This window comes from Acinetobacter sp. YH16038 (genome assembly GCF_013417275.1).
GTDB lineage: Bacteria > Pseudomonadota > Gammaproteobacteria > Pseudomonadales > Moraxellaceae > Acinetobacter.
The window spans coordinates 1-22,473 of the sequence record NZ_VPEG01000008.1 but is presented as its reverse complement, the minus strand read 5'-3'; the positions used below and the strand labels follow the sequence as shown (position 1 = coordinate 22,473).

27 protein-coding genes, 4 tRNA genes and 1 riboswitch are annotated in these 22,473 nt (G+C 44.3%); of the genes, 19 read left to right on the top strand and 12 right to left on the bottom strand.

Going from position 1 to position 22,473, the window contains the following annotated elements:
- Positions 1 to 11: 11 nt before the first annotated feature.
- Together FTV34_RS04840 and coaD are read right to left on the bottom strand one after the other, a co-directional pair.
- Positions 12 to 275, bottom strand: coding sequence for a YfhL family 4Fe-4S dicluster ferredoxin (locus FTV34_RS04840; RefSeq protein WP_034581081.1), 264 nt, complete (start codon positions 273 to 275; stop codon positions 12 to 14).
- A 1-nt stretch (position 276) separates the two neighbouring features.
- The gene (coaD, locus tag FTV34_RS04835; RefSeq protein WP_180002110.1) at positions 277 to 768 is read right to left on the bottom strand and encodes a pantetheine-phosphate adenylyltransferase; all 492 of its coding nucleotides are present in this window, start codon (positions 766 to 768) and stop codon (positions 277 to 279) included.
- Between the two features lie 138 nt (positions 769 to 906).
- Between coaD and smpB the strand changes: the two genes are divergently transcribed.
- On the top strand, positions 907 to 1,383 hold the full coding sequence (smpB, locus tag FTV34_RS04830) for an SsrA-binding protein SmpB (protein ID WP_004784822.1): 477 nt from the start codon (positions 907 to 909) through the stop codon (positions 1,381 to 1,383).
- Positions 1,384 to 1,434: 51 nt separating this feature from the next.
- Here smpB and FTV34_RS04825 read toward each other — a convergent pair whose 3' ends face one another.
- From FTV34_RS04825 to rluD, 3 genes are read right to left on the bottom strand one after another with little or no spacing between them, the layout of a single operon-like run.
- Positions 1,435 to 1,995, bottom strand: a complete 561-nt coding sequence (locus tag FTV34_RS04825; protein ID WP_159123468.1) for a flavodoxin family protein — start codon at positions 1,993 to 1,995, stop codon at positions 1,435 to 1,437.
- Between the two features lie 40 nt (positions 1,996 to 2,035).
- Positions 2,036 to 2,776: a peptidoglycan editing factor PgeF gene (pgeF, locus tag FTV34_RS04820; RefSeq protein WP_180069067.1), complete on the bottom strand. Its 741-nt coding sequence runs from the start codon at positions 2,774 to 2,776 to the stop codon at positions 2,036 to 2,038.
- A gap of 38 nt (positions 2,777 to 2,814) precedes the next feature.
- Positions 2,815 to 3,867 carry a 23S rRNA pseudouridine(1911/1915/1917) synthase RluD gene (gene rluD / locus FTV34_RS04815; protein WP_004784827.1) on the bottom strand — a complete coding sequence of 351 codons (1,053 nt, stop codon included), beginning with the start codon at positions 3,865 to 3,867 and terminating at the stop codon, positions 2,815 to 2,817.
- Positions 3,868 to 3,938: 71 nt separating this feature from the next.
- Here rluD and FTV34_RS04810 point away from each other — a divergent pair, with 71 nt between their 5' ends.
- Together FTV34_RS04810 and FTV34_RS04805 are read left to right on the top strand one after the other, a co-directional pair.
- Positions 3,939 to 4,931, top strand: a complete 993-nt coding sequence (locus FTV34_RS04810) for an outer membrane protein assembly factor BamD (protein WP_005236848.1) — start codon at positions 3,939 to 3,941, stop codon at positions 4,929 to 4,931.
- Positions 4,932 to 5,127: 196 nt separating this feature from the next.
- Complete coding sequence (locus FTV34_RS04805) at positions 5,128 to 7,032, top strand: DNA primase (protein ID WP_180069065.1); 1,905 nt, start codon at positions 5,128 to 5,130, stop codon at positions 7,030 to 7,032.
- Between the two features lie 70 nt (positions 7,033 to 7,102).
- Here FTV34_RS04805 and hemA read toward each other — a convergent pair whose 3' ends face one another.
- Complete coding sequence (hemA, locus tag FTV34_RS04800; protein ID WP_159123463.1) at positions 7,103 to 8,386, bottom strand: glutamyl-tRNA reductase; 1,284 nt, start codon at positions 8,384 to 8,386, stop codon at positions 7,103 to 7,105.
- Positions 8,387 to 8,464: 78 nt separating this feature from the next.
- Here hemA and FTV34_RS04795 point away from each other — a divergent pair, with 78 nt between their 5' ends.
- The 11 genes from FTV34_RS04795 to panD all read left to right on the top strand — a co-directional run bounded on the left by FTV34_RS04795 (position 8,465) and on the right by panD (position 14,562).
- Positions 8,465 to 10,168, top strand: a complete 1,704-nt coding sequence (locus FTV34_RS04795; protein ID WP_159123462.1) for a tetratricopeptide repeat protein — start codon at positions 8,465 to 8,467, stop codon at positions 10,166 to 10,168.
- Between the two features lie 16 nt (positions 10,169 to 10,184).
- Entirely contained in the window at positions 10,185 to 10,763 is a 579-nt protein-coding gene (lolB, locus tag FTV34_RS04790; protein WP_180069063.1) for a lipoprotein insertase outer membrane protein LolB, read from the top strand.
- A gap of 21 nt (positions 10,764 to 10,784) precedes the next feature.
- Positions 10,785 to 11,615 carry a 4-(cytidine 5'-diphospho)-2-C-methyl-D-erythritol kinase gene (gene ispE / locus FTV34_RS04785; protein ID WP_180069061.1) on the top strand — a complete coding sequence of 277 codons (831 nt, stop codon included), beginning with the start codon at positions 10,785 to 10,787 and terminating at the stop codon, positions 11,613 to 11,615.
- A tRNA-Gln gene (locus FTV34_RS04780) sits at positions 11,614 to 11,688 on the top strand. The genes ispE and FTV34_RS04780 overlap by 2 nt, the downstream gene beginning before the upstream one ends.
- Before the next feature lie 26 nt (positions 11,689 to 11,714).
- Positions 11,715 to 11,789: transfer RNA gene (locus FTV34_RS04775), tRNA-Gln, on the top strand.
- Positions 11,790 to 11,809: 20 nt separating this feature from the next.
- Positions 11,810 to 11,884 (top strand) — tRNA-Gln (locus tag FTV34_RS04770).
- A gap of 91 nt (positions 11,885 to 11,975) precedes the next feature.
- Positions 11,976 to 12,050 (top strand) — tRNA-Gln (locus FTV34_RS04765).
- A gap of 36 nt (positions 12,051 to 12,086) precedes the next feature.
- Positions 12,087 to 13,040, top strand: a complete 954-nt coding sequence (locus FTV34_RS04760) for a ribose-phosphate pyrophosphokinase (RefSeq protein WP_004784839.1) — start codon at positions 12,087 to 12,089, stop codon at positions 13,038 to 13,040.
- 100 nt (positions 13,041 to 13,140) lie between these two features.
- Positions 13,141 to 13,437 carry a 50S ribosomal protein L25 gene (gene rplY, locus FTV34_RS04755; protein ID WP_004784841.1) on the top strand — a complete coding sequence of 99 codons (297 nt, stop codon included), beginning with the start codon at positions 13,141 to 13,143 and terminating at the stop codon, positions 13,435 to 13,437.
- Between the two features lie 19 nt (positions 13,438 to 13,456).
- Positions 13,457 to 14,038: an aminoacyl-tRNA hydrolase gene (gene pth / locus FTV34_RS04750; RefSeq protein WP_005236857.1), complete on the top strand. Its 582-nt coding sequence runs from the start codon at positions 13,457 to 13,459 to the stop codon at positions 14,036 to 14,038.
- A gap of 143 nt (positions 14,039 to 14,181) precedes the next feature.
- Positions 14,182 to 14,562, top strand: a complete 381-nt coding sequence (gene panD, locus FTV34_RS04745; RefSeq protein WP_004784844.1) for an aspartate 1-decarboxylase — start codon at positions 14,182 to 14,184, stop codon at positions 14,560 to 14,562.
- Positions 14,563 to 14,629: 67 nt separating this feature from the next.
- On the opposite strand, the gene FTV34_RS04740 is transcribed toward panD, so the two are convergent.
- Positions 14,630 to 15,193, bottom strand: coding sequence for a GDYXXLXY domain-containing protein (locus tag FTV34_RS04740; protein WP_180010590.1), 564 nt, complete (start codon positions 15,191 to 15,193; stop codon positions 14,630 to 14,632).
- Positions 15,190 to 16,998 carry a DUF2157 domain-containing protein gene (locus tag FTV34_RS04735; protein WP_180069059.1) on the bottom strand — a complete coding sequence of 603 codons (1,809 nt, stop codon included), beginning with the start codon at positions 16,996 to 16,998 and terminating at the stop codon, positions 15,190 to 15,192. Before FTV34_RS04735 ends, FTV34_RS04740 begins: the two co-directional genes overlap by 4 nt.
- Before the next feature lie 171 nt (positions 16,999 to 17,169).
- A riboswitch (FMN riboswitch) is annotated at positions 17,170 to 17,328 on the top strand.
- Positions 17,329 to 17,434: 106 nt separating this feature from the next.
- Here FTV34_RS04735 and ribB point away from each other — a divergent pair.
- Positions 17,435 to 18,094, top strand: a complete 660-nt coding sequence (gene ribB / locus FTV34_RS04730; protein ID WP_180069057.1) for a 3,4-dihydroxy-2-butanone-4-phosphate synthase — start codon at positions 17,435 to 17,437, stop codon at positions 18,092 to 18,094.
- Between the two features lie 65 nt (positions 18,095 to 18,159).
- Here the strand turns inward: ribB and FTV34_RS04725 are convergent, their stop codons facing one another.
- The 3 genes from FTV34_RS04725 to FTV34_RS17900 are packed head-to-tail and all read right to left on the bottom strand — an operon-like array spanning position 18,160 to position 19,434.
- Entirely contained in the window at positions 18,160 to 18,771 is a 612-nt protein-coding gene (locus FTV34_RS04725) for a LysE family translocator (RefSeq protein ID WP_180069055.1), read from the bottom strand.
- A gap of 45 nt (positions 18,772 to 18,816) precedes the next feature.
- Positions 18,817 to 19,302 carry a DUF1289 domain-containing protein gene (locus tag FTV34_RS04720; RefSeq protein WP_180069053.1) on the bottom strand — a complete coding sequence of 162 codons (486 nt, stop codon included), beginning with the start codon at positions 19,300 to 19,302 and terminating at the stop codon, positions 18,817 to 18,819.
- A gap of 3 nt (positions 19,303 to 19,305) precedes the next feature.
- A complete protein-coding gene (locus FTV34_RS17900) occupies positions 19,306 to 19,434 on the bottom strand; it encodes a hypothetical protein (RefSeq protein WP_257218376.1) in 129 nt (42 codons plus the stop codon).
- Positions 19,435 to 19,490: 56 nt separating this feature from the next.
- Here FTV34_RS17900 and FTV34_RS04715 point away from each other — a divergent pair, with 56 nt between their 5' ends.
- From FTV34_RS04715 to FTV34_RS04700, 4 genes are all read left to right on the top strand, one after another.
- Positions 19,491 to 20,423 carry a rhodanese-related sulfurtransferase gene (locus FTV34_RS04715; protein ID WP_004784858.1) on the top strand — a complete coding sequence of 311 codons (933 nt, stop codon included), beginning with the start codon at positions 19,491 to 19,493 and terminating at the stop codon, positions 20,421 to 20,423.
- A 206-nt stretch (positions 20,424 to 20,629) separates the two neighbouring features.
- Positions 20,630 to 20,908, top strand: a complete 279-nt coding sequence (locus tag FTV34_RS04710; protein ID WP_159123452.1) for an FUSC family protein — start codon at positions 20,630 to 20,632, stop codon at positions 20,906 to 20,908.
- Positions 20,909 to 20,996: 88 nt separating this feature from the next.
- The gene (locus FTV34_RS04705) at positions 20,997 to 21,614 is read left to right on the top strand and encodes a DedA family protein (RefSeq protein WP_180069051.1); all 618 of its coding nucleotides are present in this window, start codon (positions 20,997 to 20,999) and stop codon (positions 21,612 to 21,614) included.
- Between the two features lie 29 nt (positions 21,615 to 21,643).
- Positions 21,644 to 22,072, top strand: coding sequence for an ABZJ_00895 family protein (locus FTV34_RS04700; RefSeq protein WP_180069049.1), 429 nt, complete (start codon positions 21,644 to 21,646; stop codon positions 22,070 to 22,072).
- An 83-nt stretch (positions 22,073 to 22,155) separates the two neighbouring features.
- On the opposite strand, the gene FTV34_RS04695 is transcribed toward FTV34_RS04700, so the two are convergent.
- A partial coding sequence (locus tag FTV34_RS04695; RefSeq protein ID WP_180069047.1) for a transposase occupies positions 22,156 to 22,473 on the bottom strand: 318 nt, incomplete at its 5' end.

The window sequence follows — 22,473 nt, the reverse complement described above, 5'->3', positions numbered from 1 at the left end:
AAATCTGGCGACTAATTGCTTGATGTTTTTTGAGCAGTCAGTTTTTCATACTTGGCCTGAAGCTCCTCACGCGTCTCGGCATGGTTCGGATCAAGCGGGATACAGTCCACAGGACAGAATAACTGGCATTGTGGTTTGTCGTGATGCCCGACGCACTCTGTACATAAGTCCGGGTTAATTTCATAGATGACGTCACCCATGAAAATTGCCTCATTCGGACAGACAGGTTCACAGACATCACAATTGATACATTCATCGGTGATATATAAAGACACTCTACCAACCTTGTTGAAGTTTACGCTCAAAGGCTTCAACCACGTTTGGCGGAACAAACTTGGTCACATCACCTCTTAAACGAGCAATTTCACGCACCAATGTGGATGAAATAAAAGAATATTGCTCTGAAGGAGTTAAAAACACCGCTTCAAAATGAGAATCCAGTTGACGGTTCATGTTGGCCAGCTGGAATTCATACTCAAAATCGGACACTGCACGTAAACCACGCAATACCGCTGTGGCATTCTGCTCGCGGAAGAAGTTCACCAGCAGGCCATCAAATCCTACAAATTCAACATTGTTCAAATGGCTTAATGACGTTTTGGCCAGTTCAACTCGTTCTTCCAGACTAAATACCGGGTTTTTATGATGTCCGATGGCAATCGCAACTACAACTTCATCAAACATCTTTGCTGCGCGGGTCACCAAATCAATATGGCCATTGGTGATCGGATCAAAAGTTCCCGGATAAATTACACGAGTTTTAGTCATCCATTTGTACTCTGTTTATTGTGTAAGTTTCCATTTTAACAAAATCTTCATTTTTTAGTGAAGAAACTCCATCAATTTAAACACTTCAACTCAATAAAAGTTACGGTACAATAGCTACAACTTTGGAAGTGTCTGATTATGGCGAAAGCAACTGTAGTTAAAAAAAATAACGGCGGAACGATTGCTCTGAACAAACGTGCCCGTCACGATTATTTTATTGAAGAAAAATTTGAAGCTGGACTTTCCTTGCAAGGCTGGGAAGTAAAATCCCTGCGTGCCGGTCGTATGAGTATTGTGGAGAGCTATATCACCTTTAAAAATGGTGAGGCCTTCCTGTTCGGCGCACAGATTCAGCCTTTACTGAGTGCATCTACCCATGTTGTCCCTGAAGCAACGCGTACCCGTAAACTGCTGCTGAAACGCCGTGAAATTGAAAAACTCATGGGCGCAATTAACCAGAAAGGTTATTCCTGTGTACCACTGGCCTGTTACTGGAAAGGCCCACATGCCAAGCTGGAAATTGCGTTGGTAAAAGGTAAACAGTTACATGATAAACGTGCATCTGAAAAAGACCGTGACTGGCAACGTGATAAAGCGCGTATTTTCCATAAATAATGCCAGCAATAAAAAAACCTCCAACTAATGGAGGTTTTTTTATGGATCAAATTAGGCTTTCAGATTCAGACGCGCTAGGGTCAAGGCAATATATTCCCCAAACCAGATCGCGGTTTGTAAATCCCCTTCCGGTGGTGTCACTTCAACAGGCGCATTATCAGATTGGGTCATGAGACCCAGAAAGCTCGACATACGATTCAGATCGGTAGTGGCACGACCTGTCGGCATTAACGGTAGACCTGACCACAACATGCCATGTTGCATCGCAAACAGATTAATCTGCTGCAAGACAGCCAGCTTGTCCCCACTTAAGCCACCACCATTGGTAAAGGCTGCTGCCAGCTTGCCTTGCCAGCTACGTGCCAGCCAGCGCTTGGACGACTGCTCCATAAATAACTTCATGGCAGAAGTCAGACTACCCATATAGGTCGGACAGCCAAATACAATTGCATCGGCAGCGTCCAACACCTCCCAATCCACCTGTTCCACATTCATCATATGCACCTGGACACCAGTTTTTTGTGCGCCTTCGGCAATGAAGTTTGCCACTTTAGCCGTGTGTCCATAAGGACTGTGATAAACAATCGCAACAGATTGGGAAGATAGGGACATAACAATCAAAAACCAAGAATTTCAATCAAGTTTAACATTTTCATGCCATAAACACGAATGTTGCCATGCGTCCGGTTTTGGCTTCACGGCGATAGGAAAAATATTCATCCGCCTGACGATATGAACACTGATCGCCACCTAAAACAGTCTCAACACCCTGCTGCTGCAAGATGTAACGCGCAATTGCATACAGATCCGCATAGTATTTTCCGGCCTGTTCTCCTGCCTGAAATGCACTGTCCAGTTCAGGATATTTGGAACAGAAAGCTTCTTTTACTTCTGCGCCAATTTCAAAACAAGGCTGGCTGATCGCTGCACCAAGCCACGCCCAGGTTGGCTGGGTCTGCATCGCGGCAATGGTATTTTCAACGATACCGCCTGCCAGCCCACGCCAGCCAGCATGCAGATTGGCCACTTCAGTACCTTCAGCATTACCCAGCACTACCGGCAAGCAGTCTGCCGTCATCATCATTAAGGCATGAGCTTTGCGCTGTGTCACCAGACCATCACCGACCAATGCCTTAAAAGGCATCTGCTCATTGATAGTATGACAAATGGTGCTATGCGTCTGTGTCATCCAGGTAATTTTGTCCACGCCAAAAGGCTGGAAATCTTTCAACAGCTGAATGCGATGCTTCTGTACACGCGCAGCATCATCATTGACATGCAAAGCCAGGTTAAAGCCCGCTAGCTCTGGCTGGGCTGATGGCTGTACCTGTTCATGATGAACACGGGTCTGACCCACATAAACGCCTTGAGGCAAACCTTGTACAAATTGCATGTCGCTTCCCTTTTAATGACTGCTAATAGAATGAAAAATTAATAGGCCTTGTTTTCGCTGCGTAGTACTTCAACCAGATTGGCGAAGTCTTCTGGCCACGGCGCATTAAAGGTCATTTCTTCTTTGGTACGTGGATGTTTCAGGCCTAGAGTCGCTGCATGCAATGCCTGACGTTTAAAACCACGCAAGGTGTCATCCAGCAATTGCGAAGCACCGGCTGGCATACGCACACGTGGCATATAGACCTGATCACCGACCAGACCATAGCCCAGGTAACTAAAATGCACACGAATCTGGTGCGTACGACCGGTTTCCAGACGTGCCTGAATACGGGTGAAATGCTGGAAGCGCTCTTTCACATTGTAATGCGTCACCGCTTCCTTACCGCCTGGCAGGACTGCCATTTTCACACGATCAACCGGATGACGTTTAATCGGTTCATCAATGGTACCGCCGGCAATGATATTGCCATATACGATCAGGTCATACACACGGTAGACGGTCTTTTTCTCAAGCTGCTTGCTAAGCGCAAACTGCGCTTCCAGATTTTTTGCGACAACCAATAGGCCACTAGTGTCTTTATCAATCCGGTGTACTAAACCTGCACGCGCCAGTTCAGAAGATTTCGGATAATGATGCAGCAAGGCATTGACCAGCGTACCGGTCATATTGCCTGCACCCGGATGCACCACCATGCCCACTGGTTTGTTAATGACAATAATGTCATCATCTTCATAGACGATATCCAGTGGAATATCTTCAGGCAGACTACGGGTTTGTGCCTCCAGTTCAACGTTTAAAGTCAGGGTTTCAAAACCGTCACTTTTAAATTTCGGCTTAACTGGTTGACCATTCACTAATAAATTGCCGTCTTTGATCCATTGCTTGAGCTTTTCTCGAGAAAAATCGCTCCAGACCATGGCCGCAATCTGGTCGATACGTTGCCCGATATAACTTTCATCCAATTGAAATTGCAACGATAAACGTGTTGCAGTTGCGTCTGAAGTATGGTTATCTGCATCCTCAGAATCTTCAAGTAAATTGAAATCAGTATCAGGGATATTAGAATTGGAAGATTGTGCTTGACTCATTTGCTCATTCAGACAAAAGTGGTTTAATAGTGCAATTGTAGCTCATTGCCCGTATTAACAGAGGAATTTTTATGTCGCTACCACATTATAAAATGACAATGCTTGCTGTGACGTTAGGCATTGCATCGGCAATGGTAGGCTGTAGCAGTAATCCAAAAAAAGAAGTCGTGGACAAAGGTCCAGAATCTAGCGAACAGGTTTATATCCAGAAAGCACAGAACGCGCTAGATCGCAAACAATATACTGATGCAGCAAAACAGCTCGAAGCACTGGAAACCTATTACCCAACCAGCCAGTATGCACCGCAGGCGCAACTGGAACTGCTGTATGTCAAATTCCAGCAAAAAGATTATGAAGGTGCAGTGGCACTGGCAGAACGCTTTATCCGTCTGAATCCGCAACATCCAAATGTCGACTATGCTTACTATATTCGTGGCGTAGCGAATATGGAGCAGAACTATAATGGCCTGCTGCGTTATACCTCACTAAAACAGTCACACCGTGATGTCAGCTACCTGAAAGTGGCTTACCAGAATTTTGTCGATTTCATTCGCCGCTACCCATCAAGCACCTATGCGGTTGATGCTGCACAGCGTATGAAGTTTATCGGTCAGGAACTGGCAGAAAGCGAAATGAATGCGGCTCGCTTTAATATCAAGCGTAAAGCATATCTGGCTGCTGTTGAACGTGGCTTATGGGTGATTGAACATTACCCACAAACGCCACAGATTCCAGAAGCACTGGCAACTGTTGCTTATGGCTATGACAAACTAGGTGACAAAGCAACAGCACAGCAATATATCGAAGTGCTGAAACTGAACTATCCAGGTCTAGTGAATGCCGATGGTACCGTAAACCTGCGTGCAGCACGTAGTGAAGGCAGTTTCTTCAACCGTGCGACTTTGGGTATTTTCGGTAAAGAAGCCAAAACCGTGACCGATACGTCTAGCCAATCATCTGAAGCACAGGCAGAAAAACGCAGTTTGACCAATCGCATGACGTTTGGTCTACTCGATCGTCCAAAAACCTCTGAAACTGAGCTACCTGAACCGACTGCTGAATAAGCCAACTGTTACAGGTGCATTTTTGCAAAGGGCAAGTTATCATACTTGCCCTTTTGCATTTTCTGAGCAATGCTTGAACAAATTGTGCAAACAGGTTATACCAATTAATTCATTTATAGCGTTGGATAAATCATCCTGCTCTTAATTTTCAATGATTTAACACCTAAATAACGCAGCACGAGAAGCTTAGCAAACCATGGCCATTCCTCAGCATACGATTGATCAGATTCTCGATCGCACCGATATTGTCGATGTGATTGGTCAATACGTGAAACTAAAAAAAACTGGCCGTACCTATTCGGGTTGTTGCCCTTTCCATCAGGAAAAATCTCCTTCTTTTCACGTCTATCGTGACAAGCAGTATTTCCACTGCTTTGGCTGTCAGGCCAACGGCAATGCTATCCGCTTTTTAATGGATATTGGCAGCCGCAATTTCATTGAAGTGATGAAAGACCTGTCTAGCCAGACCGGAATTGAACTGCCTAAAGACAATAAAGATTCTAACCGCTTAAAATACAAACGCGAAGCCAAACCAAAGCCGGTTGCAGCATCGCCAGCAAAAACTGCGGATACATCTATAAATCCAGTATCCGAACAACCTGCTTATTTTGATCCATTTGCTGAAATTCAGACACCTGAAGCTGAATTTTATACGGATGACCCTTTTGCTTCTTTTGAGCAAATGCCTGCAGCAGAAGCACAAGCAGATGGCAACTTATACGACCTGCTGGAAAATATCGCGCAGTTTTATGAGCGTCAGCTACCCAACAGTCCAAGTGCCCAGCAATATTTTAAACAGCGTGGTCTGACCTCAGAAACGATTGCCTACTGGCGACTCGGTTATGCACCGGAAGACTGGCAACATCTGGAAAAAGCCTTTCCACAGGATATTGAAGGTCTCAAACTTTTAGGTCTGATTCGTACTAGCGATAGTGGTCGGGATTTTGACCTGCTCCGTGACCGTGTCATTTTCCCGATTCGTGATAGTAAAGGCCGTGTGGTCGGTTTTGGTGGTCGTGCACTGAATGACGAGATCAAACCGAAATACATCAACTCGCCCGATTCAGAAGTTTTCCATAAAAACCAGTTATTGTATGGCCTGTATGAAGGTCGCAAGCAGAAAGCTCAAGACTGGCTGATGGTGGAAGGCTATATGGATGTCATTGCCTTGCAGCAATATGGCATTCATGGTGCAGTAGCTACTTTGGGAACGGCCAGTAATACTGATCACCTAAATATTCTGTTCAAGCAGAATAACCGGATTACCATTGCCTTTGATGGTGATGCTGCCGGACAAAAGGCTGCACGCCGTACTCTGGAAATTGCTCTACCCTTACTGAACGATGGGCGTGAGTTAAAATTCTTTGTCCTACCGAATGATCATGATCCAGACTCTCTGATCCGTCGTGAAGGCATTGAAAATTTCCGCCGTCTGCTGGATCAGGCACCGCTACTCTCTGACTTTGTCTTTGCTCATCTTACCCAGAATCACGACATTGCAACGCCTGAAGGTAAAAGTCAGGTGATGGGCGAGCTGCGTCAATTAACCGAATTGTTGCCAAAAGCTGGCTCATTTCGTTATTTGCTGCAACAGTTCTTCCGGGAAAAACTCGGTTTTAGCCGCAAATGGCAACCCAAAGTCAATAATGACGCATCTCTAAGCTTTAGCACCAAAATTGATGCCGAAGAATATGTCATTGCGATTCTGTTGAATCATCCTTATCTGTATATTCATTTTGAACCACTACGTGCACTGGTCAGTGAAGATCAATTGCTATTCAAGATTCTGAATATATTTAATGTGATTTTTGATGAATTGCCGGATGACCCGGAACTGTCAACTTATTATGTACTCGGTGCCTGTGCTGCACATCATCATGAGTTACAGCATATCCTGCAACATGCCAATGTCAGCGATTACACCTCTTCTCCTGAGCAGGCAGATAAACTGGCGGCAGACTTCTCGATCAAGCTGCAATATCAATGCTTACAACACAAATTAAAATCGAAAAAGTTTAGTAGCATCGCGGAGATGAAAAATCTCAAGATGCGGATTTATGAAATTGATAAAAAACGTTCCATGACCTTACTCGAAGATTAAAAACCAAGAAATAAAAAAGGCGTTTATTTTAAACGCCTTTTAAATATCGGAAAGTTATTCCAACATCATTTTAATGTTTAACCTTACGGCGATGCTGTACCACGTCCTGTAAACTGTTCTGTAGCATTTCAAAATAGCTTGGATCTTCAGCTTTGGCAGCTTCACGCAGCATGATTGAGGTCGGATGCAGAAGTTTTTGAGTCAAACGATGAGAAAATTCGGCCAATACTGTTTCAGCACTTTCACCTTTGGCAATACGTTGCATAGCAGTTGCCAGTTCTTCCTGACGTAAGCTTTCCCCATAATCCCGGTAAGCATGAATCGTACTACCCGCCTCACTCACCTTCTGCTGGGTGATCAACTCAGTCGCCAGTTGATTGACCATCACTTCCGCTTCGACCGCTGCCTGACGACGCTGCGCCAGGTTTTCATCAATCACGCTTTGCAGATCGTCCACGCCATAGAGATAAACTCCATCCAGCTTTTCAACTTTTGGATCAATATCACGCGGTACAGCCAGATCGACCAACAGCATTTGCTGGTAACGGCGCTTCTTTAAGGCAGCTTTGACATCCGGATAGTGAATGACTTGATGCAAACTACCGGTACAACTGGAAATCACATCTGCACGATGCAGGTTTGCTGCCAACTGATCAAAATCAATAATCTCGACTTCTGCACGGTGGGCAATTTCCTGCGCCAGATTCTCTGCACGAGCACGAGTTCGGTTACAGATAATGATTTTTCTGACGCCCATTTCTGCCAGATGTTTGGCCACCAGACTGTTCATTTCCCCGGCTGCCACGACCATTACAGTTAACTGCTCAGGCCGGCTAAATACTTGCAATGCTAATTGTGCAACTGCATAGCCCATCGATACTGCATGACTGCCGACTGCTGTTTCCGAGCGCACACGCTTGGCCGCATAAAAGGCATATTCAAAGATACGATTCAGGTTTTGCGAAACGGTTTTAGATTCTTTGGCAAGAGAGAGTGCAGTTTTGACCTGTCCCAGAATCTGCGGTTCACCAAGCATCAGGGAGTCGAGACCACTGGCGACACGCATCAGATGAGTGACGGCTTGCGCATTCTCATAGCGATAAACATGATTCTGTAATTGCTTGGGATCAATACCATTGGTCTGGGCGAGCCAGTTTAGCACCATGTCGACATTGTCCGACATCGCGTAAACTTCGGTCCGGTTACATGTAGACACCACCACCATATCATTCAGTACAGGGTGCTGGCTTTGCTCGGCAAGTAAAATGCTTAACTTTTCAGGGTTAAAAGCAATCTTTTCGCGCAGCTCTACAGAGGCAGTTTGATGGTTGACACCCAATGCAAAGAAAGACATATCAGGTCATCATTTCACTAAATTTATGCTATTGTGCAACATCGGTGTCATAAAAAGCATTACTTGGATAAAGAAAAATTGCGTCTAACAACTAGCCGTATAAACGGCCCTACCATTAAGCAATATTCTACCACATTCTTGCTGGTGGTTAGCATGGCTTCAACTGCTCATCTTTATGCAGCAGAAGCAGTTTACCATGCAAATCAAAATTATGATGCGATAAAACAAAGTATGATAGCCGAGTTCGCACTCGCCTATCGCGATATTCCAAACGCTTTACACAACTATACTGTGCTGGCCATTAAAAGCAATTCCACCGCGGTTAAACAGCGCGCACTCAATATCGCCCTCGAACATGAAGACCTGAATGCAGCGCTGGATATTTCTACCCACTGGGTCGTTCAAGAACCACAGGATGTGCCGGCATTATTCTATCTGGCGCATATTGCCTTAAAAGCGCATGAGTACGAACTGGCGGCAGAAACGCTGGAAAAGATCCTGAAAATTGATGATAACGCCGATCTGGAAGAAATTCTGGCCGGGATTGCCCCGGATGAGCCGGATGACCGTGAATATTTAATTCAGGCTCTAAGTACTAGCAAAGCCAAAGACAATCCTTCGATTCTGGTTTTGGTCGCCGGTCTGGAGGCACAAAAAGGTCAGTTAGAGCAGGCTCTCAACACTATTAATCGCGCCTTAAAAAAACGTCCAAAGTCGACTGGTTATATCCTGATGAAAGCCAATCTGTTGGCGGCATTGGGTGATGATGCGGAAACGCTGAAATGGTACGAGAAAGCCAGTCGCAAACATCGCAATAACATGGATATACGTCTGGCTGAGGTTAAATACCTGATCAAGCTAAATGAAGCTGAAAAGGCCTTACAGAAACTAGAAACGATCCTGAAAAAATCACCACAACACGAAGAAGCACTGTTTATTGCCGGTCTGACCAGTATTGACCTGCAGCAATATGAACGAGCTGAAAAATACCTGGTTGAGCTCCGTTATTCGGCTCAGTACCAGAATGAAGCCTATTACTATCTGGCGGTCAATGCAGAACGCAAACAGCATTATGAAACCGCCAAGGCGTATTACCGCCTGGTGGATGGCAGCCTGTATACGGTCTCACGACGCAATATCATTGCGATCTTTGCCGAGCAGGATAAATTGCATGATGCGCTGCGCTTTCTGACTCAGGAACGGGTCAATTATCCGCAACATGCCAGTTTCCTGTATCTGGCTCAAGCGGATATTCTGAAACGCATGAATAATAAGAACGCAGCGATCCGAATTCTGGAAGAAGCCAGCAAAAACCTGCCGGATGATCCGGAACTGGTCTATGCTCAAGTCTTGTTGTTAGATCCGCATGAAGACCGTGATCAACTAGATCAGCTGTTAAAAACCCTGCTTAAAATCGAGCCGAATAGTCCAACCTATCTGAATGCTTATGCCTATACACTGGCGCGACAAAATCGCCGTCTGGATGAAGCACGGCGCTATGCTGAACAGGCACTGGAATACGCACCAGAACAGGCTTCTATTCTGGATACCTATGGCTATATCTGTTATTTGCAAAATGACTTTGCTACGGCTGCCCAAGTGCTGCTTAAAGCCTATGAACTGAATCCAAGTGCGAAAATTGGCGTCCGTTATGCACGTTCGCTTTATATGAAGGGCGATCTACAACAATTCCATCAAGTGTTACAACAATTACAACAAAACCATCCAAATGACCCAGAATTAAACCAACTTAATTCGCTATTGTTAGCACCACAATCCTGAACGAGTCCATTCTTTTATGCACAACATAAGTACTTTAGGCTGCTGTTTCCTTGCTTCTACTGCCCTATTCATGAGTGGTTGTCAGCAGATGGTGCAGCAAAAAGCGCCTGTCACGCCATCGGTACAGGCTGAAAACCAGTTCCAGCTGCAAGGTAAAATCGGGGTACGTACACCTCAGCAAAGCGGCAGTGCCTTTTTTACCTGGGTGCAGCAGCAGGAAGAGTTTGATATTGAACTGACTGGTATCTTAGGTGCCGGAAAAACCCAGATTTCAGGTACTCCTGGTCAGGTGACGTTGAATAGTGCCAAAACCGGTCTGATCAAGGCAGCAACGGCAGAAGAACTATTGCAACGTGCAACCGGCTGGCAAGCCCCGATTAGTCATTTAGTCGATTGGGTACAGGCACGTCCTGCGACACAATCAGCCCAGATCCAGAAAGACAGCTCACAGCGTATCAGCCAGATTATTGAACAAGGCTGGATGGTAGATCTGAGTTATAACCAGCAGGCAACTGTTCCAAACCGCTTGATTTTAAAGCAGTCGCTTGAGAATGGGGGTGAAAACCGTATTACAATGGTGATTCAAAACCGTTAACTGGTCTGATGCAAGCCTATGATGATTCGTGTTCCCTCACCTGCAAAACTGAATTTGTTTCTCCATATCACCGGTCGCCGTCCGGATGGTTATCACGAGCTGCAAAGTATCTTTCAGTTGATAGATTTGTGTGACTGGCTAGAGTTTGAGCAAACAGATGATCAGCAGATTCAGATTGAAGGTCTAGCCTCAGTCAATTTGGAACAGAATCTCATCTATCGTGCAGCGCAGATTTTGCAGCCTTATGCCAAAACGCCTTCTGGTCTGATCATTCGACTAGAGAAGAATATTCCCATGGGTGCAGGTCTTGGTGGTGGCTCATCCAATGCAGCAACGACCTTGATTGTGCTGAATCAGTTATGGCATTGTGGCTTAAATTCTGAGCAACTGGCAGAGCTCGGCGTCAAGCTGGGCGCGGATGTGCCTATTTTTGTTCATGGTCGCAATGCTTGGGCTGAAGGTATTGGTGAACACTTAACATTCATAGACTTAGATCAAAAACAGTTCATTGTGTTAAAACCTGACTGTTTTATCAGCACTCAACAGCTTTTTTCACAAAAAACGTTGACAAGAGACACGAAGCCCTCTAAATTTTGCGCCTATCAGATAAAGCCATCTGATTTCGGAAATAACTTTGAGCCAGTGGCACGAAGCCTATATCCAGAAGTCGATGAGGCAATGCAATATCTCGATCAATTCGGTGTTGCAAAGCTTACAGGTACAGGTGCTTGTGTTTTTATCGAAGTGACTGATGATATGAATGTGACCGACATTCTTGAGAATGCACCATGTAAATCTTACCTGGTGAACAGTCTGCAAGAATCGCCATTACATCATTTCAAGGTTCAATAGGGGTATCGCCAAGTGGTAAGGCACCGGGTTTTGATCTCGGCATCCGTTGGTTCGAATCCAGCTACCCCTGCCATTATTCACCTGTAGATGTACTGTATTAGGGGTATCGCCAAGTGGTAAGGCACCGGGTTTTGATCCCGGCATCCGTTGGTTCGAATCCAGCTACCCCTGCCATCTTACAGTTCATCAAATCTAGGGGCGTCGCCAAGTGGTAAGGCACCGGGTTTTGATCTCGGCATCCGTTGGTTCGAATCCAGCCGCCCCTGCCATTTTCTCGAAAAAAGACAGAACATCATTTGCTGTAAGACTGTTAATTTACCTTGACACAATACCGCAAAAATATTAAAGTTCTGCCGCATTAGGGGTATCGCCAAGTGGTAAGGCACCGGGTTTTGATCCCGGCATTCGTTGGTTCGAATCCAGCTACCCCTGCCATCTACTTCCATACATACCAACCGCCAAGGGTGCTTCATGCCCAATCTTGTCGTTTTTAGTGGAACCGCGCATCCACAATTCGCTCAAAAAGTCGTAAGTCACTTACATATTCCTCTAGGCGCTGCCTCTGTAGGCCAGTTCTCTGATGGCGAAATCGCTGTTGAGATCACTGAAAATGTTCGTGGTAAAGACGTATTCATCGTACAACCTACTTGTGCACCGACCAACGATAACCTGATGGAAATCCTGGTTATGGCTGACGCGTTACGCCGTGCAAGTGCTGGTCGTATTACTGCCGTGATTCCTTACTTCGGTTATGCCCGTCAAGACCGTCGTCCCCGTTCAAGCCGTGTGCCGATTACTGCAAAAGTTGTTGCAGATATGCTGACCACTGTAGGTATTGACCGTGTGGTGATGATTGACCTTCACGCTGACCAGATCCAAGGTTTCTTCGATATTCCTGTAGACAACATCTACGGTACGCCAGCCCTGCTTGCTGACTTACGCCAACAACAGCATCATAACCTGATGGTTGTTTCTCCTGACGTAGGTGGTGTAGTTCGTGCTCGTGCTGTTGCGAAACAGATGGGTGATATCGACCTGGCGATCATCGATAAACGTCGTCAAAAAGCGAATGAATCACAAGTGATGCATTTGATTGGTGATGTGAAAGATCGTGACTGTGTGATCGTTGATGACATGGTGGATACTGCTGGTACGCTTTGTAAAGCTGCTGATGCGTTGAAAACTTTCGGTGCCCGCAAAGTAGTTGCTTACGCGACTCACCCAGTATTATCTGGTAAAGCACTTGAAAATCTGAAAAATTCTGTGATCGATGAGTTGGTAGTTACTGACACCATCCCTCTTTCAGAAGAAGCTTTAGCTCTTGGCAAGATTCGCCAGGTTTCAGTTGCAAGCATGGTTGCTGAAACAATTCGTCGTATCAACAACGAAGAATCTATTAGCGCAATGTTCGATTCTTATCTATAATAGTGCGCTGAATTTCCAAAGCCCTGCCATTTGGCGGGGCTTTCTATCACCGGATCGGTCGCAGGTCCGGTTCATTTAAAACTTAAATAGGATGTCTATCATGGCAAACTTCGTATTAAACGCAGAAGCACGTGAAGTAGCACAACAAGGGAAAGGTTCGAGCCGCCGCCTTCGTCATGCTGCTAAAGTTCCAGCGATCATCTATGGTGGCGAAGCTGCTCCTGTAGCTGTTTCTCTTGAACTTCGTCAGCTTGTTAAATTCTTAGAAAGCAACTCATTCTTCGAAGAAGTAATCGAAATTGATGTAAACGGTAAAGTTGAAAGCGTTAAAATCCAAGCGTTACAACGTCACCCAGCTAAAAACACTCCAATGCACGCTGACTTCAAACGCGCATAAGTGTTAATGGTGTAGATTAGTGTCAAATATTTCACTGATTGTAGGTTTGGGCAACCCAGGTTCTGAGTATGCTCAAACCCGCCATAATGCAGGCTTCTGGTTTGTAGAACGCCTTGCAGATCAATATGGCATTAGCCTTAAAAAAGACCCTAAATTCAATGGATTCAGCGGTCGTGGCAATATCGAAGGTCAAGACGTCCGTCTCCTTCTTCCTACAACATTCATGAACCTTTCCGGTAAAAGTGTTGTTCCTTTCGCCAAATTCTACAATATCGCACCCGAATCAATCCTGATTGCCCATGATGAACTGGATATGAATCCAGGCATTATTCGCCTGAAAACTGGCGGTGGTCATGGTGGACATAACGGTTTACGCGATATCGTGCCGCATATCGGTCCGAACTTTCATCGTCTACGCATTGGTATTGGTCACCCAGGTTCTAAAGACCGTGTTTCTGGTCATGTCCTGAGTAAAGCACCAAGCAGTGAACAAGAGTTAATGGACGATGCAATTGCCCATGCACTTGCTCGCGCCAAAATGCTGGTGAACGGTGAAGTACAACAGGCAATGAATCAAATCAATGCTTATAAACCGAACTAAACATTCATAAATTGCTGGACAATTCCGCTTGCCTTGCTGGCCATTTAGGCGCAAAATGCGCAAGCCTACCCACTTATCCAGTGTCGTAGAAATTGATTCAACCATAAGATCAAAGTCTTAGGTCAACTAAGGGGACGCTAGCCATGCTATCTCGTTTATTAAAATGCAAAATTCATCGCGCTTTTGTTACACATGCAGAATTACACTATGAAGGTTCATGTGCAATTGATGGCGTTTTGATGGATCTAGCTGGCATTCGTGAATACGAAGAAATTCATGTTTGGAACGTGACCAATGGTAAGCGTTTTACTACTTATGCCATTCGTGGTGAAGATAATTCAGGGATTATTTCTGTGAATGGTGGTGCTGCGCACCAGGCTGATGTTGGTGATATCGTGATTATCGCAACATTTGGTGATTTCACTGAAGCCGAAGCCAATGCTCATAAACCACGTCTGGTTTATGCCAACCCGGATAACACTGTGAATCACACTGCAAATTGCATTCCGGTACAGGTTGCCTAAGCTGGTTCAACAAGATTCTCAAAAGCTCGCTTCTCGCGGGCTTTTTTATGGGCTGATTAAAATAAAACTAACGCCCCTGCCACCAGCTTTTTCGGTTCTCACAGTTTAAGGACTTAAGATTTTGATCTACCAGGTCAGCCAACAAAGTTTCTCCATTTTCTTTTAGCTTTAATTCGGCGAATTTAGCATTACGATAACAAGGCTCAAGTCCCTCAGCGAACATAAAACTGTTGGCAGCCGGATATAAGCCTTCAAAGGTATTCCGTGGATTTTTCAGGATTAGTCGCGCTGAGCGTGGCTGATCCAGCGCACTTCGATCAAAACTGGTTTTGACCACTTTTCCTTGCTCATCAAGCTGTACATAGCTTAGTACACGGGACTGGTTTTCAAAATCTTGAATACTGATTTTAGGTTCTGATTGTTCTGATCTATTCTCCGCTGCTAGTGCACTAAAATGCAGATCATAATTCAGCGCCATGTAATCTCCTTGCAGAATTGATCGCGGATCTACTGGTGCCAGCTCCACATAAATACTTTGGCTATCTCGAAGATGCCATTCATGTTGCGCAATCAATCCACAAAATAAGGCAATACTGAAAATAGCTAGATGCAAAGGAAGAAACTTTTTCATCTTGTCTCTCCTTGCTCATGTTGCAGTTTTGATGACTGCTTCAACATATATGCCAACAACAAGACCAGTATCCCAGAAGCAAAGATACTGATGCTTTTTAATAGAAAACTTAAGCCCAGATTGTAATACAGCATCCATAACCAGAAGATTAACAGCAAGATGGTTAAGGCCTGAATCAAGGACTGCTTATAAACAATGGCCCATGCCATAAGCAGCATAATAATAAAAATCTCAAAATAGCCCAACAGAATGAGTAAGATGCCAAATATAGGAATCAGCCAGAGCAATTTTTCATAAAATTGCTGCCAGTTTTGCCAAATAAAACCAAGCAACAATAAGCTCGGAAGAACATAAAACAGCAGAACGTGGTCAAAGCTGATCTGCCCGATGCGCTGCCAATGCTCTAATCCAGTCACAGATTGAACCACGGCTGAACCTGTCAGCATAGCGATGATCCAGAGCAGAATACTTTTCTGATAAATTGAGGACTGCCAATATCTAGCAGTTAGAATTAGCCCGATAAAAATGACATAGTTCAAGCTTAGGGCAAGCGTGATTACAATATCATCATGCTTAAAGGAATTCTCTAATGCCAAAACCACAATTGCTAAAGCATGAGCTATCAAGAGCTGTAAGGTTAGAATGAACCAGTGCATCCGTTTGATCACAGTCAGAGCCAGCATCATTAATTGCAACAGCCACACTATAAACAGACTATCGGTGAGCAGTTCCGTATGAATTAATACCGCAGCTTGCCCGCAAACCCAAAGACAATAGGCAAACTGACGTAGAAATATGGAATTCTTTTGACTTAATAATTTCCAAGCGATGCCAATAAAAATGAGACCTAAAACAATTGAAACCGCTTTCCAATAGGTCAGCAACAAGACTGCCAGAATAATCCCAGCTATCCAGGCACCAAGTGCCAAAGGAATGACGGAGAATTTGGTTTGTGGAAAAATTTTCTTTAGGGCAAAACTGATCATCGCAAACCAGCCAAAGATCAGCATTGCCAAGATAAATAAGCCCGCTGCTGAATTGGTAAGCTGATCGTCCACCAGTTCAAACAGCCATAGGCTCAAACTGGCAGCCAAGCCTGCAATCAGTAAAATGGTTTCTAGTGCCTGATGCTTACGATAAAAATAAAATGCAGCACCTGCTGGCAGAACAACTGAAGAAGCCAGATAGATCAGCTGAAAATGATGGGTAAACTGCATCATACTGCTGATCGAAATCATGATAATGAATGCAATAAACAGATATCGCAGTAACGAATAATAACGTATGGCAAAGGCAAAGCTGATGGCCGTCAGTAGATTCAAAGTCAGTAGATATAATCCTTCTGCCCGTATCATCCAGAAACTTTGCTTAAAGTAAAAATACAATGCCAGCTGACTGACCACACAAAGCATGGCAAAAACCCCGATATTTGGTCGATATAGCCACGGCAACAGCAATACGGCCCAGAGCAGAAATAACTGATAACTATCCGCACCAGTCTGATAGATCTGCCCAATCACCACCAGACTTAAGCCCAGCATCAGGCCAGATACAGTATCCAGACTCTGTCTGATCCATTCCCGCTGATTAAAGTAAATGCTGGCTATTGCACTACAGAGTAAAACCAGCATTGGAATTGCTAACTGTACCTGATTCGGTAGCATCCACCAGTTCGCAGCCATTAAATACAGCAAACTGACTGCAATCAGCGCAACGCCCAAAATATTGAGATAACGCAAAACCTTTGCATCACAAAACAGCGAGGGAGAAAATGGATTATTATGGATCAGCTCGGTTTTCTTCATTGTCAGAATGATTGATCAATTTCTATTGTTAATAGCAACATAACATGTTTCCAGTTTTTTGCTAAAGGACTGTAGTAATTCAGATAATCTGTTTTGCTTATCTGAAATTCTGCAAATTCGTGACTGGCCAAACTATCCCATCTTTTAAAAATCAGGACTATAATGGCCCTACATCGCTTCAGGGCGGGGTGAGATTCCCCACCGGTGGTAATTTCAGGGTAGTAAATCTTTCTATTTCTGAATCAGCCCACGAGCGGTCAATTTCGATTGATCTGCAGATCTGGTGCAAATCCAGAGCCGACGGTATAGTCCGGATGAAAGAAGACGAAAGCAGTACACCCTGTTTTATGCCTGGCATGAAACTGTTTTGCTATAAGCCTATTTTCACTATGTCCTGAAATGTTCAATCGTACTTTTACTTTACGTGAGCGTTTCAATGTCAAGTTTGATTCAACCCGAAATTTTCTTTTCCGCTTTAGCTCCCGCTGAACAGCGCATCCAACAAGCACTCGAAGACATCCGCCAAGGCAGACCTGTTCTGGTGATGGATGACTTTGACCGCGAGAATGAAGCCGACCTCATCATTGCAGCAGAGACTTTGACTGTAGAAACCATGGCACGCATGATTCGTGATGGTTCTGGTATTGTCTGCCTGTGCCTGACTGATGAACTGGCCAATCATTTAAAACTGCCACCTATGGTGCAGGACAACTCTAGCCAGTTTAAAACTGCCTTTACTGTAACGATTGAAGCTTCAGAAGGTGTGACCACTGGTGTATCTGCCAAAGACCGTACCACTACGATTAAAGCAGCCATTAAAGACGGTGCTGTCGCCAGTGATCTGAATCGCCCAGGGCATGTCTTCCCTTTACGTGCACGTGAAGGTGGTGTGTTGACCCGTCGCGGCCATACCGAAGGTACGATTGATCTTGCGCGTTTAGCTGGCTTGAAACCTGCCGGTGTTCTGTGTGAACTGACTAACCCCGATGGCACCATGGCTTCTGGCATTCAGGTATTGTCTTATGCACAGACGCATCAGCTGACCGTGATTACCATTGATGAACTGGTGCGTTACCGCCAGCAGCACAATGTATAAGTATAAGATTTAAAGATAAAAAATCCCGGCTTAAGACCGGGATTTTTTATCTTATATAAATATTTTTAGATGAGTATAGATAATATTCCATAGACTGCGACTACCAATAAAATCAAACCGCACAAACCAAGCAAATAAGGATACAGCCTGGATTTAGCAAAGCGTTGAAAGCCTAAATAAACTAATGACAGAGTCAAAAAATCCAGCACAATCCAGCTGATCGTCAGAATCACTAAGCTGGAATCTAAGTTTGGAGTAATGCCAATAAACTGCGGGAAAAACGCAGCAAAGAAAATAATATCTTTGGGGTTGGAGATCCCCACCAGAAAACCGGTTCGGAAGCCACCCTGTACTGGCTGCAAGCCTTGTGAACTGGTTGAACCCTGCCCTTGCCAGACTTCCCGGAAAATCTGGATTCCCAGCCAGGCAATATATAAACAGCCAAGCAGCTTGATGCCATTCAGCCAGTTTTCATTAATGACCAATAAGCCTTTTAAGCTAAAAATAGATAAGGTGATCAATACCAGAGAAGCAAAATTCGTCCCGAAAATGGTCTGCAAAGCATGCTTATAGCCACCTTTCAGTCCAGCACTAGCGACCAGCAACATCACAGGCCCAGGTGTGGCAATCATGATAACGACGGCCAGACAATAGAGAATATATTCACTGATATTCATGCCATTTCCTCAGCTATCATGATTTTACTAAATAAAAAAGAGGACTTAGTCCTCTTCCTGCATATGAATCAAATGCTGACTCATCCCATCCGCCCGTAAAAAAGCCAGGTCATAACTGGCTTTGGCCAGTGCCAGTACCCGACGCTCGAATTCATCCCAAAGCGGACGCACCTGTTTGTAATGAATGCCTAAACCGCTTTCATCAGTAAAATGACGGTTCTTTTCACAGAGTTTTAAGGCATGGTAAAGCTTACGGCCCTTAGTCGCATCTTCCCGCAGACGCACCCGTTTAGACAGGACAAATGTTTCCACTTTGGCCAGATTCGCCATCGGTAGCATCGGGACCAAAATCTGATCTAGCTGTGCATCCAGCCGCTGCCAGACTGCAGTATGTTGATCTGCGTTATAACTATTCCAGTGAATCACTTCATGATTAAAACGGCGGCAACCACGACAGACCGCATCCCCAAATACGGTTGAGCAACGCCCTGCGCAAGGGGTTAAAGATGCAATACGACGATCCGAACTCAAAACTTACTCCAACTGTGCTGCAACTTCCAGCATCTGCATCATTGCATCAAAATCCTGGGTCGGCATGACTATACACGCTCTCCCTATCGATTTGAAGTCCGTTAAAACCCGGCCTTTTACTCGCTTATTCATTCAAATCACGTTAAAATATGCGCCTTTCAAATTATCATGCTACGTTGGAGTATTCCATGAACGCTACTGTAGAACAGCTTGCACCTGTAGAACAGCAAGCGACGACTGGTTGGGTTGTTGCCGCACTTTATCAATTCAAAGAAGTTCAAGATCCTGAGGGTCTGCAACAACGTCTTTTAGACTTGGTAAAAACCATCAACCTTTGCGGTACTCTAATTGTGGCAGGTGAAGGCATTAACGGGACTGTTGCGGGTAACCGTGAAGCCATCGACAAAGTACATCAGTTTCTGCTTGATGAAGGCTTCAACGAAATGGAATACAAAGAGTCGCATAGCTCTGACAAACCATTCCGTAAAATGAAGATCAAGCTGAAAAAAGAGATTGTGACTTTAGGTGTGCCGGTTAAGCCACGTGATCTGGTTGGTCATTATCTTGATCCTAAAGAATGGAATGAGCTGATTGCACGTGATGATGTGATTCTGGTTGATACCCGTAATGATTACGAATACAAAGCCGGTACCTTCAAAGGCGCAATCGATCCAAAAACTGAAACTTTCCGTGAATTCCCTGAATATGTGAAAAAGAACCTGGAACAGCACAAGGATAAGAAAATTGCCATGTTCTGTACCGGTGGTATTCGTTGTGAAAAATCAACTTCTTTATTGCTTCAGGAAGGCTTTAAAGAGGTGTATCACCTGAAAGGCGGTATTCTGAAATACCTAGAAGAAACTCCAGCTGAAGAAAGTCTTTGGGAAGGTGAATGTTTCGTATTTGATGGCCGTACTGCAGTTACACATGGTGTGGAAGAAGGTCAAAATACCAAATGTCATGCGTGTGGCTGGCCATTAACACCTGAAGAGGCAGCGCTGCCAAGTTATGAACACGGCGTATCTTGTGTGTACTGCATCGATAAAACTACCGAGAAACAAAAAGAAGGTTTCCGTATGCGTCAATCGCAAATTCTGGCTGCAAAACGTAAACGTCTCTAATTCCAGTTTTGTAACTAAAAATATCTAAGCCCTCTTCGGAGGGCTTTTTGTTTACATAAGCATTACATCTGCAATAAAAAACTTACCAATCCCTTACCAAGAACAGCATATTTTTACAGCTAAGCTTGATAGTCTTTATATCATATTACTTTGTTACCATAAGTCTTTCATTATTAATTAATTTTTTAAATGAAAAGGAAAACAAAATGGCCAATTCACTTGCTCGGGATCCAGATAATATTGTTAGATTCCAACCTAAAGAAAATACAAAACTGGAACGTATTACCCAACTGACAGATGAGCTAGAAGCAGAATCACATCTGTTTATTGTGATCTTGGGAACTATCATTGGTGCCATTCTTGCCCTGTTTATTGGCTACCATATTGAGGCTACAGCAGCACACTATTTACTGCTCAGTGCTCTGCCAGTTTGCCTGGCTTACAGCTTACGTAAAGTTTACATTTATACCTTAACCCATAGTTAATCCGCACTTGGCCATTTATATAACTTAACTTTACCCTCTTAAAAATACTGCTTAGGATACAAGCAGTATTTTTTATTTTGCCAATTTTATGAATCTGACTGAATGGATTATTTCTGTCATGGAACAGCTGGGCTACTGGGGCATTGCCTTGCTCATGTTTCTTGACAATGTCTTTCCCCCGATCCCCTCTGAAATTATTATGCCTTCTGCCGGCTATTCCGCATCTCAAGGAGAATTAGTGCTGGTCGGAGTCATTATTGCAGGCAGTATCGGTTCGTTATTGGCAGCGGCATTGCTCTATTGGATTGGCTACAAATTTAACCACGACAGTATTTTCAAATTTGTAGACAAATACGGAAAATTTCTGTTTATCAAATCTGAAGATGTCAAAAAATCTTTAGAATGGTTCGAGCAATATGGGCATCGAATTGTGTTCTTTGGCCGGATGGTTCCAGCAGTACGTTCCCTCATCAGTATCCCGGCCGGCATGAGCCATATGCCTTTCTGGAAATTCATGTTCTATAGTGGACTGGGTACTGTAATCTGGACGACGTTCCTGGCCTGTGTCGGTTTTTATTTTGGTGAAAACCAGGAATTGATGCACAAAATCTTCAGTCAGGTCAGTTATGTGATTATTGCGATTGTCGTGATCATCGTGGGCTGGGTTTTATACCGTAGACATCAACGTAAAAATCGTCCATCCTGAAGAGACCTCAGCATAAGGAGGCTAAAACGATGTCGCATTATCTTAAATATTTTGTCACCGTTTATCTGACTCTGGTCTTAATAGTCGGCATACTCATCTACGTGTTCAATCTGGGCGCCATTCTGCTGATTCCTGCCCTGATTGCCTCCGCCTTTCTCAGCGCCCGGTACTTTGTAAAAAAAGAACTCCGACTACCCACCCAGGAAGAGAAAAGCAGACTGGTCTGGGGTTCCACGATTATTGCCATGACCTTCGGATTTATCTTTTTGTTTATAGTCATCTGGCTGCATCCGCAGACGGAGGAAATCTATAGAAGGATGGCCTATACAGGACGCGGGCCAAATTCGTTTCTGGTAGCTGCAAGTATTGCTTTACATGCCTTGCTATTTCATATCGCCTACAATGGCTATGCGCGTTACAGCTTGAGCAAGCGTACCGGTGCTGATCATAAACCTTAGATTAAATCATCCACTAGTCCAAACGTTGTACAAAACACCTGAGCTAAAAAAAGCACCTGACGGCATTGCTGTCCCACAATTTTTCACAAGAGGAAGCTCATTTGAGCTTCCTCTTGTTTTATGGGTATTTTATCGGGTGAAAATAAAGCTTTTAAAGTTCTTCTTTCAAACAAATTCACTTGAATTATTCTGAGTAAACGTTGAACTGTCCAACCTGTTTTTCCTAAATGTTGAGCGAAACTCACCAATAAATAGGCGATCATCGCAATCCAGATTTGTGTCTGAATTGCGTTCCTGCTGCGGCCTAGAAACGCTTTTAATTTGAGATTCTGCTTAATCGCCTTAAAGAACAGCTCAACTTTCCAACGATCTTTATAAATCGCCGCAATGGTGGAGGCGGC

What these genes read in the sequence shown, in the direction of transcription:
- FTV34_RS04725 (WP_180069055.1), bottom strand. Translation starts at nt 18,771, where the DNA reads ATGAATATCAGTGAATATATTCTCTATTGTCTGGCCGTCGTTATCATG.
- rplY (WP_004784841.1), top strand. Translation starts at nt 13,141, where the DNA reads ATGGCAAACTTCGTATTAAACGCAGAAGCACGTGAAGTAGCACAACAA.
- FTV34_RS04805 (WP_180069065.1), top strand. Translation starts at nt 5,128, where the DNA reads ATGGCCATTCCTCAGCATACGATTGATCAGATTCTCGATCGCACCGAT.
- ribB (WP_180069057.1), top strand. Translation starts at nt 17,435, where the DNA reads ATGTCAAGTTTGATTCAACCCGAAATTTTCTTTTCCGCTTTAGCTCCC.
- pgeF (WP_180069067.1), bottom strand. Translation starts at nt 2,776, where the DNA reads ATGCAATTTGTACAAGGTTTGCCTCAAGGCGTTTATGTGGGTCAGACC.
- FTV34_RS04740 (WP_180010590.1), bottom strand. Translation starts at nt 15,193, where the DNA reads ATGAAAAAGTTTCTTCCTTTGCATCTAGCTATTTTCAGTATTGCCTTA.
- smpB (WP_004784822.1), top strand. Translation starts at nt 907, where the DNA reads ATGGCGAAAGCAACTGTAGTTAAAAAAAATAACGGCGGAACGATTGCT.
- FTV34_RS04810 (WP_005236848.1), top strand. Translation starts at nt 3,939, where the DNA reads ATGTCGCTACCACATTATAAAATGACAATGCTTGCTGTGACGTTAGGC.
- FTV34_RS04760 (WP_004784839.1), top strand. Translation starts at nt 12,087, where the DNA reads ATGCCCAATCTTGTCGTTTTTAGTGGAACCGCGCATCCACAATTCGCT.
- FTV34_RS04735 (WP_180069059.1), bottom strand. Translation starts at nt 16,998, where the DNA reads ATGAAGAAAACCGAGCTGATCCATAATAATCCATTTTCTCCCTCGCTG.
- rluD (WP_004784827.1), bottom strand. Translation starts at nt 3,867, where the DNA reads ATGAGTCAAGCACAATCTTCCAATTCTAATATCCCTGATACTGATTTC.
- FTV34_RS04705 (WP_180069051.1), top strand. Translation starts at nt 20,997, where the DNA reads ATGAATCTGACTGAATGGATTATTTCTGTCATGGAACAGCTGGGCTAC.
- lolB (WP_180069063.1), top strand. Translation starts at nt 10,185, where the DNA reads ATGCACAACATAAGTACTTTAGGCTGCTGTTTCCTTGCTTCTACTGCC.
- panD (WP_004784844.1), top strand. Translation starts at nt 14,182, where the DNA reads ATGCTATCTCGTTTATTAAAATGCAAAATTCATCGCGCTTTTGTTACA.
- hemA (WP_159123463.1), bottom strand. Translation starts at nt 8,386, where the DNA reads ATGTCTTTCTTTGCATTGGGTGTCAACCATCAAACTGCCTCTGTAGAG.
- FTV34_RS04700 (WP_180069049.1), top strand. Translation starts at nt 21,644, where the DNA reads ATGTCGCATTATCTTAAATATTTTGTCACCGTTTATCTGACTCTGGTC.
- FTV34_RS04710 (WP_159123452.1), top strand. Translation starts at nt 20,630, where the DNA reads ATGGCCAATTCACTTGCTCGGGATCCAGATAATATTGTTAGATTCCAA.
- FTV34_RS04825 (WP_159123468.1), bottom strand. Translation starts at nt 1,995, where the DNA reads ATGTCCCTATCTTCCCAATCTGTTGCGATTGTTTATCACAGTCCTTAT.
- ispE (WP_180069061.1), top strand. Translation starts at nt 10,785, where the DNA reads ATGATTCGTGTTCCCTCACCTGCAAAACTGAATTTGTTTCTCCATATC.
- FTV34_RS17900 (WP_257218376.1), bottom strand. Translation starts at nt 19,434, where the DNA reads ATGAATAAGCGAGTAAAAGGCCGGGTTTTAACGGACTTCAAATCGATA.
- FTV34_RS04715 (WP_004784858.1), top strand. Translation starts at nt 19,491, where the DNA reads ATGAACGCTACTGTAGAACAGCTTGCACCTGTAGAACAGCAAGCGACG.
- coaD (WP_180002110.1), bottom strand. Translation starts at nt 768, where the DNA reads ATGACTAAAACTCGTGTAATTTATCCGGGAACTTTTGATCCGATCACC.